This is a genomic window from Pseudomonas sp. TE3786, assembly GCF_054057335.1.
On sequence record NZ_JBSRZF010000015.1, the window covers coordinates 68263 to 82335 of the forward strand.

Sequence of the window (14073 nt, forward strand, 5' to 3'; positions counted from 1 at the left end):
ACCCGCGTATAATTCGCGGGTTTAATTTTTGGCTTAACTCTTAGTTTCTGGAGCTTCACATGGCTGTTCAACGCACTTTCTCCATCATCAAGCCCGACGCCGTTGCTAAAAACGTAATTGGCGAGATCGTTACCCGTTTCGAAAAAGCCGGCCTGCGCGTCGTAGCTTCGAAAATGAAGCAACTGTCCAAAGCCGAAGCCGAAGGCTTCTACGCTGAGCACAGCGCCCGTGGCTTCTTCGGCGAACTGGTTGCCTTCATGATCTCCGGCCCGGTTGTTGTTCAGGTTCTGGAAGGCGAAGACGCCATTGCCAAAAACCGCGAACTGATGGGCGCTACCAACCCTAAAGAAGCTGCTGCCGGCACCATCCGTGCTGACTTCGCCGACTCCATCGACGCCAACGCCGTTCACGGTTCGGACTCCGAAGCCGCTGCCGCTCGCGAAATCTCGTACTTCTTCGCTGCTACCGAAGTAACTGCACGTACTCGCTAATTAGCGAACGGGCGAGGGTGAAGACATGACTGAAGCTACCGGCAAAATCAATCTCCTGGGTCTGACCCAGCCTGAGATGGAAGAATTCTTCGACTCTATCGGGGAGAAGCGTTTCCGTGCCGGTCAGGTGATGAAGTGGATTCACCACTTTGGCGTCGATGATTTCGCCGCCATGACCAATGTGGGCAAGGTCTTGCGCGAAAAGCTCGAGGCCCGTGCCTACATTCGTGGACCGGAGGTGGTGAGTGAAGACATATCCACCGACGGAACCCGCAAATGGGTAGTGCGCGTGGCGTCCGGCAGCTGTGTCGAGACCGTGTACATTCCCCAGGGCAATCGCGGCACTCTCTGCGTTTCGTCGCAGGCTGGTTGCGCGCTGGATTGCAGTTTCTGCTCTACCGGTAAACAAGGTTTCAATAGCGATCTGACGGCGGCCGAGATCATCGGCCAGGTGTGGATCGCCAACAAATCGTTCGGCAGTGTGCCGGCGAAGATTGATCGCGCCATCACCAACGTGGTGATGATGGGCATGGGCGAGCCGTTGTTGAACTTCGACAACGTGGTCGCCGCCATGAAACTGATGATGGATGACCTCGGCTACGGCATCTCCAAGCGCAAGGTGACCCTGTCCACCTCCGGCGTGGTGCCGATGATCGACAAACTCGGCGAAGTCATCGACGTGTCCCTGGCCTTGTCGCTGCACGCGCCCAACGATGCGCTGCGCAACACGCTTGTGCCGATCAATAAGAAGTATCCTCTGGCGGTGTTGTTGGCTGCCTGCAAGCGTTATGTGGCGCGCCTCGGCGAGAAACGCGTGTTGACCATCGAGTACACCCTGCTCAAGGACGTCAACGACCGCACCGAGCACGCCGAGGAAATGATCGAGTTGCTCAAGGACATTCCTTGCAAGATCAACCTGATCCCGTTCAACCCTTTCCCCCATTCCGGTTACGAGCGGCCGAGCAACAACAGTATTCGTCGCTTCCAGGACCTGCTGTATAAAGCAGGGCACAACGTCACCGTGCGCACCACGCGCGGCGAAGACATTGACGCCGCCTGCGGGCAACTGGTTGGCCAGGTTATGGACCGTACCCGCCGTAGTGAGCGCTACATCGCGGTGCGCCAACTGAGCAACGAGGCTGACGCCCCACGTACCGCTGTAAACCGAACCTAAGGTAGAACACCTATGACATTGCGCGCTGCGCTGCTGCTTCTGTTCACTGGCTTACTGTTTGGCTGTGTATCAACGGGTCATGTCGATCCGATGAAAACCGACAAAGGGCGTGATGAAGCGCGTGATGCGTACATTCAGCTGGGTATCGGCTACCTCAACCAGGGCAACACTGAACAAGCCAAGGTGCCGTTGAAGAAGGCCCTTGAACTCGATCCCAGCAACGCGGACGCCAACGGTGCGCTTGCCATTCTGTTCCAGACTGAAATGGAACCCGATCTGGCTGACGAACACTTTCGCAAAGCTATCTCCAGCCGTCCCGATTCGCGTTTCCTGAACAACTATGGTGCCTTCCTGTATGAACAAGGTCGCTACGCCGAGGCCAAGGAACGCTACCTGCAAGCAGTCAAAGACAATATGTACCCCGAGCGTTCGCGGGTGTTCCAGAACCTCGGCCTGGTGTCGCTGAAACTCAACGACCGTGCTGAAGCCAAACAGTATTTCGAACGCTCTATCCGTCTGAACAAACGCCAGGCCCGTCCGCAACTGGAACTGGCCAAGATGGCTTATGAAGAGAAGGACTACGTGCTGGCGCGCAAGTACTACGACTCCTTCAGTAAGCTCTCCGAACAGAACGCTGAAAGCCTGTTGCTGGGCGCGCGTTTGGCAAAAATCTTTGATGACCGGGACAAAGCGGCAACCCTCGGTCTGCAGCTCAAACGCCTCTATCCCGGTACGCCGGAATACAAGCAATACATGTCGGAGCAATGATGAAAGCGGTGCATCCCGAAGCTCTAGCTGTTTCTCGCAGCAATCCTGGCGAGACACTGCGTAAGGCCCGCGAGAACAAAAACTGGTCGCTGGCTGACGTTGCCGCCCAGCTCAATCTGACCGCTCAGCGCCTCAGCCAGCTGGAAGCCGGTCAGTTCGACCAGCTGCCAGGGCACACCTTTGCCCGTGGTTATGTCCGCGCCTACGCCAAGTTGCTGGGCATGGATCAGACCCTGATCGTTCAGGAGTTCGACCAGTACACCGGCACCAATGCCTCTGGCAGCGCCGTGCATGAGCTGGGTCGGATCGAAGAGCCAATGCGCCTGTCGCAAAATCTACTGCGTCTGGTCTGCTTCCTGTTGTTGCTGGCCCTGGCCGGCGGCGGCTTCTTCTGGTGGCAGGATCAATCGGCCAGCCGTGGTGGTGAAACTGCAGGTATCAGCCTGGGCCATGTGGAAGTCGATGGTGCCGATGGCACCACCGAAATCCACCCGCTGGACGAACCTGAGGACCAGGCAGTCGCTGACGCTGAAGGCTTGCAGGAAGGCTCGCCGGCCGAAGTCTCGCCCGAGTTGGCCGCGCAACCGGAAAATCCGGCTGCTGAAGCTCCTGCTGCTACTCCTGCTGCGCCTGCCGCACCGGTTGCCAGTGTCCCGCCACCGGCGGCACCGGTGGCCGCCACTCCTGTCGCGCCAGCGCCAACCACACCCGCTGCACCTGCTGCCGCTCCAGCAGCCCCGGCGGTGCCCGTGGTAGCCGGCGTCGGCGAAGGTGTAGTGGCCATGGATTTCAACGCCAACTGCTGGATTCAGCTCACCGATGGCAACGGTAAAGTGGTGGTCAGTGGCTTGAAACGCGCGGGTGAGAAACTCGAGGTTTCTGGCAAGGCACCGCTCGAGCTGCGCCTGGGCTTTGCCCGTGGTGTGCAAGTTCGCTACAACGGCCAGCTGGTCGACGTGGCACCGTTCACCAGTGGCGAAACTGCCCGTATCAAGTTGGGACAATAAGCATGCACGCTGAATCGCCAATCATCCGTCGCGTCTCGCGCAAGATCTGGGTTGGTTCCGTACCGGTCGGTGGTGATGCACCGATTGCTGTGCAGAGCATGACCAACAGCGACACCTGCGATGTTGCCGCCACCGTGGCGCAGATCCGCCGCCTGGAAGACGCTGGCGCCGATATCGTGCGCGTCTCCGTGCCGGACATGGACGCGGCCGAAGCCTTCGGCAAGATCAAACAGCAGGTCAAGGTGCCGCTGGTTGCCGACATTCACTTCGATTACAAGATTGCCCTGCGCGTGGCTGAGCTTGGTGTCGATTGCCTGCGTATCAACCCGGGCAACATCGGTCGCGAAGACCGGGTTAAAGCAGTGGTTGAAGCCGCCCGCGACCGCGGTATTCCAATCCGTATCGGCGTCAACGCCGGTTCGCTGGAAAAAGACCTGCAGAAAAAATATGGCGAACCGACCCCTGAAGCCCTGGTTGAATCGGCCTTGCGCCATGTCGAGCATCTCGACCGGCTGAACTTCCCCGACTTCAAAGTCAGCGTAAAAGCCTCCGACGTGTTTATGGCCGTCGCCGCTTACCGCCTGCTCGCCAAGCAAATCGAACAACCGCTGCACCTGGGGATTACCGAGGCCGGTGGCCTGCGTTCCGGTACGGTGAAGTCCGCCGTGGGCCTGGGCATGCTGCTTGCCGACGGAATTGGCGATACCATCCGCATCTCCCTGGCGGCAGACCCGGTGGAAGAGGTCAAAGTCGGCTACGACATCCTCAAATCCCTGCGTTTGCGTTCCCGTGGCATCAACTTCATTGCCTGCCCGAGCTGCTCGCGGCAGAACTTCGACGTGGTGAAAACCATGAACGAACTGGAAGGGCGCCTGGAAGACTTGCTGGTTCCGCTGGACGTGGCCGTAATCGGCTGTATCGTCAACGGCCCCGGCGAAGCCAAAGAGGCCCATATCGGCCTCACCGGCGGTACACCGAACAACCTGGTGTATATCGATGGCAAGCCAGCTTCCAAGCTGACCAATGACAATCTGGTGGATGAGCTTGAACAGCTGATCCGGCAGAAAGCGGCCGAAAAGGTCGAAGCCGACGCAGCGCTGATCGCCCGTGGCTAAAAAGATCATTAAGGATTTTGTGTGAGTAAGTCCCTGCAAGCCATCCGTGGCATGAACGACATCCTGCCGGAGCAAACCCCGCTCTGGCGTTATTTCGAAAACAGCGTGGCACGCCTGCTCGATGGTTACGGCTATCGGCAGATCCGCATGCCTATCGTTGAAGCCACCGAGCTGTTCAAACGCTCGATCGGTGAAGTGACCGACATCGTCGAAAAAGAGATGTACACCTTCGACGACCGCAATGGCGACTCACTGACCCTGCGCCCCGAAGGCACTGCCAGCTGCGTGCGCGCGGTGCTGGAACACGGTATTTCCGGCGGCGGCCAGGTGCAGAAACTCTGGTACATCGGCCCGATGTTTCGCCACGAGCGTCCGCAGAAAGGCCGCTATCGCCAGTTCCACCAGATCGGTGTGGAAGTGTTCAACCTCGATGGTCCGGATATCGATGCCGAGCTGATCGTGCTCACTTGGCGCCTCTGGGGTCTGCTGGGCATCCGCGATGCGGTAAAGCTCGAGCTCAACAGCCTGGGTACCAGCGAAGCCCGTGCCACCTACCGTGATGCGCTGGTGCAGTATCTGTCGGCCCGTGCCGACCAACTCGACGAAGACAGCAAACGCCGTCTGCACAGCAATCCGCTGCGTGTGCTCGACAGCAAAGTGCCGGAAACCCAGGCGCTGCTGAGCGACGCACCAAAGCTGCAGGATTACCTGGACGAAGCCTCGCGCCTGCACTTCGAAGGTCTGAAAGCGCGTCTGGATGCCGCCGGCATTCCTTACGTGCTCAACCCCAAGCTGGTGCGTGGTCTGGATTACTACAGCAAAACCGTATTCGAATGGGTCACCGACAAGCTCGGTGCCCAGGGCACCGTATGCGCCGGTGGCCGTTACGATGGGCTGGTCGAGCAGATGGGCGGCAAGCCTACTGCCGGCGTGGGTTTTGCCATGGGCATCGAGCGCTTGATCCTGCTCCTGGAAACCCTGGAAAAAGTACCGGAAGAAATCGCCCGTCAGGTGGATGTGTACCTCTGTGCGTTTGGCGATGCCGCCGAACTCGCCGGGCTGCAACTGGCGGAGCGTCTGCGTGACCAGGTACCGGGCGTGCGCCTGGTGGTCAACGCCGGGGCTGGCAGCTTCAAAAGCCAGCTGAAGAAAGCCGACAAGAGTGGTGCGCTGTTCGCTGTGGTACTGGGCGAAGACGAACTGGCTCAGCAAGTGGTAGGTTTCAAACCGCTCCGTGGTCAGGGCGAACAACAAAACATTGCCTGGGATGCTCTGGCCGAGCACCTGGAAGCCTGTTTGCAACAGATTTGATCAGTCAGATTCAATCAAACAGGTTCGAGCATTCAGCGAGTTTTAAGGAGCATTGGCGTGTCGAGTACCGAAGACGAACAACTGGCGGACATCAAGGACTGGTGGAACCGCAACGGCAAACCGCTGTTGACCGGTGGCGTACTGGCCCTGGCCGTCGTGGTGGGCTGGAACACCTGGCACAAGTACCAGGCCACCCAGGCGCAGACTGCCTCGGTGCTCTACCAGCAATTGCTGGAAACCACCTTTGATCCGTCCGGCAAACCGGATGTGGCCAAAGTGGCGGACCTGTCCAGCAAGCTGAAAAGCGAATTCGCCGGCACTTACTACGCTCAGTACGCCAGCCTGTTCGCCGCCAAAACTGCGGTGGATACCGGCAAACTCGACGACGCGGTTGTCGAGCTGCAAAGCGTGATCGCCAAGCCGGTGGATGCCACCGTCGGCGAGCTGGCGCGTCAGCGTCTGGCCCGTGTTCTGGCTGCACAGAACAAGGCTGAAGAAGGTCTCAAGCTGCTGGATGGCGACGCCGAGAAAGCGTTCATTGCCAGCCGCGAAGAGCTGAAGGGTGATCTGCTGGTGAAAGTCGGCCGTGCCGACGATGCCCGCAGCGCCTACGAGAAGGCCAAGGCAGCCCTGTCCGATGAAGCGGCAGTGGGTGGCTTGCAAATGAAGCTCGACGATCTGGCCAAAGGGGATGCGTGAAGTGATGCGCTGGAAATATGCCGCACTGTTGGCCCTGGCCGTACTTGCCACGGGTTGCAGCAGCACTAGCAAGAAAGAGTTGCCACCGGCGGAACTGCCGGACTTCACCGAAGAAGTCGAGCTGCACAAAGAATGGAGCCGCTCGGTTGGCGACGGCCAGGGCGACACCTTCAACATGCTGGTTCCAGCAGTTGATGGCGACACCATCTTTGCCGCCGATGTAAACGGCGAAGTCATGGCGATCAACCGCTTCTCCGGCGACAAGCTGTGGGAAACCGATCTCGACCTGCCTGTTTCGGGTGCCGTTGGCGCCGGTAACGGTCTGGTTCTGGTAGGTACCCTGAAGGGCGAAGTGGTTGCCCTGAACGGTGCCACCGGCGAAGAAAAATGGCGTGCCAAGGTCACCAGCGAAGTGCTGGCAGCACCGGCCACCAACGGCGACGTTGTGGTTGTGCAGACCCAGGACGACCGCGTGATCGGCCTTGAAGCCAGCACCGGTGCGCAGCGCTGGATCTACGAAAATACCCCGGCGGTACTGACCCTGCGTGGTACCGGTGCACCGCTGGTGAATGACCGTCTGGCGTATGCCGGCCTGTCCACTGGCAAGGTTGTCGCCCTCGATACCCAACGTGGTCTGCCGGCCTGGGAACAACGCGTTGCCGTGCCGCAAGGCCGCTCCGAGCTGGATCGCGTGGTGGATATCGACGGCGGCCTGCTGCTGTCGGGCAATACCCTCTACGCTGTGAGCTACAACGGTCGCGTTGCCGGTCTGGATGCCAGCAACGGTCGCATCATCTGGCAGAAAGAAGCCTCCAGTAACGTCGGCCTGGCAGAAAGCATCGGTAGCGTTTACCTGTGCCTGGCCAATGGCACGGTGGAAAGCGTCGATGAGCGTTCCGCTTCGTCGCTGTGGAGCAACGATTCCCTGGCCCGCCGTCAGCTGTCGGCACCGGAAGTGTTCTCCAGCTACGTGGCCTTTGGTGATTTCGAAGGTTACCTGCATCTGGTCAGCCAGGTAGATGGTCGTTTTGTCGGGCGTACGCGCATCGACAGCGATGGTCTGCGTGCCCGGCCATTGGTGGTCGCCGATTGGCTCTATGCTTTCGGTAACAGCGGTGAGCTGGTTGCCCTGACCATCAAGAAGTAGGACTCGCCGCGCTGACGCAGGCTTACGGGCCTGCGTCGGGCAGTGAGGCCTGCGCAACAATGAGTTCGGCCGCTGCCGTTTGACGGTAGCGGCCTTTGTATTTTCAGTAATTGAGTGGAGGGGCCGTATGGTTCCCGTAATCGCCCTGGTGGGCCGTCCTAACGTCGGCAAGTCCACCCTGTTTAACCGCCTGACCAGAAGTCGCGACGCCATTGTCGGCGACCTGGCTGGTCTGACCCGTGATCGCCAGTACGGTGAGGCCAAATGGCAAGGGCGAACCTACATCCTCATCGACACCGGCGGTATTTCCGGTGACGAGCACGGCATGGACGAAAAGATGGCCGAGCAGTCGCTGCTGGCCATCGAAGAAGCCGACGTGGTGCTGTTTCTGGTGGATTCGCGGGCTGGCTTCACCGCCGCCGACCAGATGATTGGCGAGCACCTGCGCAAGCGCAACAAGACCTCGTACGTGGTGGCCAACAAGGTCGACAACATCGACCCGGACCTGGCCCGCGCCGAGTTCTCGCCGCTGGGCATGGGCGATGCCATTCCGATTGCCGGTGCCCACGGTCGCGGTCTCGCGCAGATGATGGAAATCGCCCTGGGCGGCTTCCCGAAAGATGTGGAAGAACTGGCCGAAGGTGAAGAAGAGGAAGTGGTTGCCGAAGGTCAGGAAGCCAAGCGCATTCCCGGCCCGAGCGAAAAAGACGGCATCAAAATCGCCATCATCGGTCGCCCTAACGTGGGTAAATCGACCCTGGTCAACCGCATGCTCGGTGAAGACCGGGTCATCGTGTACGACCAACCGGGCACCACCCGCGACAGCATCTACATTCCCTTCGAACGTAACGAAGAGAAGTACACCCTGATCGACACCGCTGGTGTACGTAAGCGCGGCAAGATCCACGAGGAAGTCGAGAAGTTCTCGGTGGTGAAAACCCTGCAGGCGATCAAAGACGCCAACGTGGTGATCTTCGTCATGGACGCCCGCGAAGGGGTGGTCGACCACGACCTCAACCTGCTGGGTTTTGCCCTGGAGTCGGGTCGCGCCCTAGTGATCGCCCTGAACAAATGGGACGGCATGGAGCCGAGCGAACGCGACTACGTGAAGACCGAGCTGCAACGCCGGTTGTTCTTCGTCGACTTCGCCGATATCCACTTTATTTCCGCCCTGCACGGTACGGGCGTCGGCAACCTGTATCAGTCGGTACAGAACGCCTTCAAATCCGCCGTTACCCGCTGGCCGACCAGCCGCCTGACGCAGATTCTCGAAGACGCCGTCAGCGAGCACGCCCCGCCCATGGTCGGCAGCCGCCGTATCAAGCTGCGCTACGCCCACCTGGGGGGCGCCAACCCGCCGCTGATCGTGATCCACGGTAACCAAGTGGAAGCGGTGCCCAAATCCTATGTGCGTTACCTGGAAAACACCTACCGCCGCGTGCTGAAGCTGGTGGGTACGCCGATTCGCATCGAGTTCAAAGGCGGCGAGAACCCGTACGAAGGCAAGAAAAACACCCTGACCGATCGCCAGGTCAACAAGAAACGCCGCCTGATGTCGCACCACAAGAAGGCCGACAAGAAACGTAGAGATAAAAAGTGAATTCGATCCTGTAGGAGCGGTTTTAGCCGCGGTGCTCTTGAATCAAAGGCATCGTGGCCAAAGCGGCTCCTACGGAACGCGTTCAAACTGGTTCTAGCGATATGCCAAAGGGCACCTCCGGGTGCCCTTTTTCGTCGCCGGTCGATCCGTTATCCTCGCCCGTCATGGCCGCGCCAGCGCCAGTACCGGTCGAACAGGAAAGCGTGATGATCACCAGCAAGTTGCCCAATATCGGCACCACCATCTTCACCCGCATGTCGCAGTTGGCCAACGAGGTCGGCGCGCTCAATCTCTCTCAAGGTTTCCCCGATTTCGATGGCCCGCAGGCATTGCTCGATGCGGTTGCCCGCCATGTGCACAGCGGCCACAACCAATACGCGCCGATGACCGGTCTGCCCGCGCTGCGTGAGCAGGTGGCGGCGAAGGTCGAGCGTTGCTATGGCCGCACCGTCAGTGCCGATAGCGAGATCACCATCACCCCCGGTGCCACCCAGGCGATTTTCTGTGCGATCCAGACCGTGATCCGCGCTGGCGATGAGGTGATCGTCTTCGACCCCAGCTATGACAGCTACGAGCCGTCGGTGGATCTCGCCGGCGGCCGCTGCGTGCATGTGCCCCTCAGCCAGCCGGACTTCGCCATCGACTGGCAGCGCCTGGGCGATGCCATCAGCCCGCGTACGCGTCTGATCATTCTCAATAGCCCACATAACCCTAGCGGCGCGCTGATCACCCGCAGCGAGCTGGATCAACTGGCGGCGCTGATCCACGACCGCGATATCTACCTGATCAGCGATGAGGTCTACGAGCACCTGGTGTTCGACGGCGCGCAACATGACAGCGTGCTGGCCCATGACGAGTTGTATCAACGTGCCTTTGTGGTCAGCTCGTTCGGCAAGAGCTACCACGTCACCGGCTGGAAAACCGGCTATGTGGTGGCACCGCCGGCGCTGAGTGCCGAGCTGCGCAAAGTGCACCAGTACGTCAGCTTCTGCGGCGTAACGCCGCTGCAATGGGGCCTGGCTGAGTTTATGGCCGCCAATCCGCAGCACGTCAGCGAGCTGCCGGCGTTCTACCAGGCCAAGCGCGACCTGTTCTGCGACCGCCTGGAAAATTCGCGTTTTCGCTTTACCCGCGCCGCCGGCACCTTTTTCCAGTTGGCTGATTACTCGGCCATCCGTGCCGACCTCGACGACGTTGCCATGGCCGAATGGCTGACCCGCGAGCACGGCGTAGCGGTCATTCCGATTTCAGTGTTCTACCAAGAACCCCCGAAAGACCTGCGTCTGGTGCGCTTCTGCTTTGCCAAGCGTGAATCGACCCTGATCCAGGCGGCGGAGAAGCTATGTCAGATCTGAACCCTGGGCGCGCCATAAAAGACCTGCCCGACCTCAAGCTGGCCCTGGTGCAAACCACGCTGGCCTGGCACGACGCGGTGGCTAACTTCACCCACTTTGAAGCGCTGCTGGAACAGGCCCGTGGTGCCGATCTGATCGTGCTGCCGGAGATGTTTACCACCGGCTTCTCCATGGATTCCGAGACCCTGGCCGAACCGGAGGAGGGGGCCAGCTACGCCTGGCTGCGCGCCCAAGCCAAACGCCTGAACGCCGTGGTCACCGGCAGTGTGATCATTCAGGCCGCCGACGGCAGCCACCGCAACCGTCTGCTGTGGGCGCGCCCTGACGGTACGGTGCTGCACTACGACAAGCGCCACCTGTTCCGCATGGCTGGCGAGCACAAACACTACAGCCCCGGCGAACGCCAAGTGCAGGTAGAGCTGCGCGGTTGGCGCATTCGCCCGCTGATCTGCTACGACCTGCGCTTCCCCGTGTGGAGCCGCGACCCCCACGACACGGACCTGCTGCTATACACCGCCAACTGGCCAGCAGCGCGGCGTTTGCACTGGAACCGGCTGTTGCCGGCGCGGGCGATTGAAAACCTCTGCTACGTGGCCGCGGTGAACCGCGTGGGCAGCGACGGCAAAGGCCATCCCTATAGCGGTGACAGCCAGGTGCTGGATTTCCAGGGTGACGCCCTGCTGGAGGCGCATGCCGCCGATGGCGTGTTCAGCGTGACCCTCAAGGCCGCCGATCTGGCTGCCTACCGCGAGCGCTTCCCGGCCAATCTGGATGCCGATCCGTTTCATCTGGATTGAATGCGTGAGTCCTCAGTCGCCTTTTTCCTCCATATCGGCTTTGACGATGACCCGGTAGTTGACCATCAGGATCGAGCCCTCGCTGGTGTCCTGGTAGTTACCCACGACAATGTTCAGATGGTCCACGCCATGGATCAGCGAGTCATGGCGGTTGCGCATTATCTGCGCGCGGATCATCAGCTCGTTGCCGGCCTCGATGGTGGCACCCTGGTCATTGAGGAAGGTGCCCGTCACGTCGAAGGTGGCGTCCTGCCCGCTCGCCATCATCGACTGGTTGGAGTTGGTCATATTGGCCGCGCTGGTGATTTTCAGGTTGTTTCCCGCATAGATCAGGCCGCCATTGTCGTTGAGTAACGTCGAGCCACTGCGCATCTCCATATCCTGATCAGCAATGATGGTGCCGGTATTGGTCAAGGCACCCAGGCTGGACATCAGCAGATTGCCCCGACTGGAGATATCGCCAGCCGTGTTCAGGTTGTTCTCGGCATTGATGTTCAGGTCCGCCTGGCTGTGGATCAGGCTTCGCTCTTCGCTGATCCAGCTGTTTCTCGCCGATAGGGTAGCGTTGCCCAGCGAAACCACCTGGGAGCCACTGTTGAAGCGCAGGTCCTGGGCGACGATATCGAGCAGCCCGGCGGATGCCAGCCGACCGGCGCTGGTAAAGGTCGCGGCGATATCCAGGTCGAGATTGCCGAATGTGGTGAGCGAACCCGTCAGGCTGTTGCTGAGGCCGTCGAGGGTGACCTGCAGGTTGCGTTTGGCCAATAGCTCCCCGGCGTTCAGCAGCTGGCTGATTGCGCCTTCGCTCGGGCGAATCAGCAGGTCGCGTCCGGCGCTTATCGAGGCAGTTTCGGCGTTGCTGTGCGGGCCGTTACCCAGCAGGAGGCTGAGGTCGGTCTGGGCTGTCAGCCCGGCCTGATTGTTCAGGGTGGTGGCGACGATAGTGGCCGCTGCATCGCTGAACAATCCGCCGCATAGGCTTTGGATTGCCAGGGCGTCGGTGCAGAGGTTATTCAATTGCCCGGCGTTTACCCGCATATCGCCGGCGCTACGGACAATGCCCAGATTGTTCAAGGTGCCGGCGCTGATCTGGATACCGCGTGCGCTGCTGTCGACTATGGCACCCTGGTTATTGCTGAAGCGTTTGGCGTTGATCACGATGCCGCCGGCCGAGGTGATGTTGGCGTTGCTGGTCAGCTTGAAATATTCATCGTATTGCCCGGGACGGCGGGCCACCTGCAACCTGCCATTTTTCATCAGCAGCGGCTGATCGCGGCCCAGCAGCCCGCCAAAAAGGCTGTCGTAGGCCTGTAGTGTGCCGTTCAGGATAAAGTCGTCGACCTGAATGGACAGGGCAGGGGCGCTGGCGTCCGTGCTGCTGGTCGTCAGGTTGGCCGCGTTGATCTGCAGGGTTTTGGCCTGGGCAATAAAGCGGCTGCTCAGTACATCGGCGTTCAGGCTGATGCTGTCACCGGCAGTGATCTGCAGGGTGCCGCCGGCCTGGATACCTGACCCGGCAGCGCTCCCGTTGAGCAGAACCTTGCTGGCACTGCTCAGGGTGATCCGCTGGCCGGCCTTGGCGCGGGCCAGGTCGATATCGCCATTGGCCTGAACCTGGATGTCCTGAGCTGCCTGAATCAATCCGGCGGTGCGCACGCCCACGGAATTTTCACTGCTGATCAGGGTGATATTGCGGCCATACATGGCACCGGCGACCGAGCCCTCGATGGCGACGCTCGGGGTGTTGGCAGCGTTGCTGGCCAGCACATTGGCAGTGCGTTGCTTGCTGTCGTAGCGATTCAGCCCGGTGATCAGCTGCACGTCGGCATCGGAGCCCGGCGCTCCGATGCGGCCATTGAGCGTCACCACCCGGGCGACGATATCGAAGTAGCTGAGGCCCTGGGTGTCGACGCCTTGTTCGCCCACCAGCACCCGGCCATTGCCATCCTCCTGGCGCAGGTACAGACCGTCGGCCAGTTCGGCGCGCCCGGTGCTGGCGACAAAGCCATGCACATTGCGCGTGCTGACACCGTTGAGGGTAATGCCATTGGGGTTGGCGACAATCAGGTCTGCCTTGCCGCCAAACACCTCCAGGGTGCCCGCCAGGCTGCTGGGCTGATTGCCGGTGACCTCGGTGAGGATCACCAGGGCTCGCTGACTGAGGTTGGGGTTGGCGTCCAGATTGCCAGCCAGCTGGCTGCGTCCGCCCGTCAGGCTGTTGTTGAACACCGCCCCGGGCTGGTCGACGTTGAACAGGCTGAACTGGTTACGGGACAGCCCCTTGCTGTCGGGTGCGGCAATATTGATCACCGGTACCCCGGAGGGGGCTACCAGTACCGTGGCCTGCTGGTTGGGTGCGGCGTTGGTATCTACCTGAATTTCCGCTGCTGCCAGCCCTGGGAAGCTGGCGGCAAGCAGTAACGGTGCAAGGTAAGAGCACCTTCGCATGTTGCGTTGATTTGCCAAAAGCCTGTGACGATCCATGGCCCTGCTCCTTCGCGGGTGAACGATGGATAAGGCTAAAGGACAGCAAATGCGGGGAATGCAGCGCCGATCTTTGCCCACTGTCAGTTGGCTCTTGAGTCGGCAGCGAGATGAGGTAGAAAACC

General features: G+C 60.4%; 12 protein-coding genes. 11 read left to right on the plus strand and 1 reads right to left on the minus strand.

Annotated elements, in window-relative coordinates:
• Positions 1–59 precede the first annotated feature (59 nt).
• From ndk to ACVW0Y_RS16790, 11 genes are all read left to right on the plus strand, one after another.
• A complete protein-coding gene (gene ndk / locus ACVW0Y_RS16740) occupies positions 60–491 on the plus strand; it encodes a nucleoside-diphosphate kinase (RefSeq protein WP_108095966.1) in 432 nt (143 codons plus the stop codon).
• Positions 492–516: 25 nt separating this feature from the next.
• Positions 517–1665 (plus strand): 23S rRNA (adenine(2503)-C(2))-methyltransferase RlmN, encoded by a 1149-nt coding sequence (gene rlmN / locus ACVW0Y_RS16745; protein WP_457439668.1) that lies wholly within the window; start codon positions 517–519, stop codon positions 1663–1665.
• Positions 1666–1677: 12 nt separating this feature from the next.
• A complete protein-coding gene (gene pilW, locus ACVW0Y_RS16750) occupies positions 1678–2433 on the plus strand; it encodes a type IV pilus biogenesis/stability protein PilW (protein ID WP_457439670.1) in 756 nt (251 codons plus the stop codon).
• Positions 2433–3440, plus strand: coding sequence for a helix-turn-helix domain-containing protein (locus ACVW0Y_RS16755; protein ID WP_457439672.1), 1008 nt, complete (start codon positions 2433–2435; stop codon positions 3438–3440). The genes pilW and ACVW0Y_RS16755 overlap by 1 nt, the downstream gene beginning before the upstream one ends.
• 2 nt (positions 3441–3442) lie before the next feature.
• Complete coding sequence (ispG, locus tag ACVW0Y_RS16760) at positions 3443–4555, plus strand: flavodoxin-dependent (E)-4-hydroxy-3-methylbut-2-enyl-diphosphate synthase (RefSeq protein WP_457439674.1); 1113 nt, start codon at positions 3443–3445, stop codon at positions 4553–4555.
• 21 nt (positions 4556–4576) lie between these two features.
• Complete coding sequence (gene hisS, locus ACVW0Y_RS16765; protein WP_457439676.1) at positions 4577–5866, plus strand: histidine--tRNA ligase; 1290 nt, start codon at positions 4577–4579, stop codon at positions 5864–5866.
• Between the two features lie 57 nt (positions 5867–5923).
• Complete coding sequence (locus ACVW0Y_RS16770) at positions 5924–6565, plus strand: tetratricopeptide repeat protein (protein WP_457439678.1); 642 nt, start codon at positions 5924–5926, stop codon at positions 6563–6565.
• Positions 6558–7712 carry an outer membrane protein assembly factor BamB gene (gene bamB, locus ACVW0Y_RS16775; protein ID WP_457439679.1) on the plus strand — a complete coding sequence of 385 codons (1155 nt, stop codon included), beginning with the start codon at positions 6558–6560 and terminating at the stop codon, positions 7710–7712. The genes ACVW0Y_RS16770 and bamB overlap by 8 nt, the downstream gene beginning before the upstream one ends.
• Before the next feature lie 127 nt (positions 7713–7839).
• Positions 7840–9312: a ribosome biogenesis GTPase Der gene (der, locus tag ACVW0Y_RS16780; RefSeq protein ID WP_457439681.1), complete on the plus strand. Its 1473-nt coding sequence runs from the start codon at positions 7840–7842 to the stop codon at positions 9310–9312.
• A 206-nt stretch (positions 9313–9518) separates the two neighbouring features.
• Positions 9519–10667, plus strand: a complete 1149-nt coding sequence (locus ACVW0Y_RS16785; RefSeq protein WP_457439683.1) for a pyridoxal phosphate-dependent aminotransferase — start codon at positions 9519–9521, stop codon at positions 10665–10667.
• A complete protein-coding gene (locus ACVW0Y_RS16790) occupies positions 10655–11464 on the plus strand; it encodes an amidohydrolase (protein WP_457439685.1) in 810 nt (269 codons plus the stop codon). The genes ACVW0Y_RS16785 and ACVW0Y_RS16790 overlap by 13 nt, the downstream gene beginning before the upstream one ends.
• Positions 11465–11476: 12 nt before the next feature.
• On the opposite strand, the gene ACVW0Y_RS16795 is transcribed toward ACVW0Y_RS16790, so the two are convergent.
• Positions 11477–13912: a filamentous hemagglutinin N-terminal domain-containing protein gene (locus tag ACVW0Y_RS16795; RefSeq protein WP_457439687.1), complete on the minus strand. Its 2436-nt coding sequence runs from the start codon at positions 13910–13912 to the stop codon at positions 11477–11479.
• Positions 13913–14073: the final 161 nt, after the last annotated feature.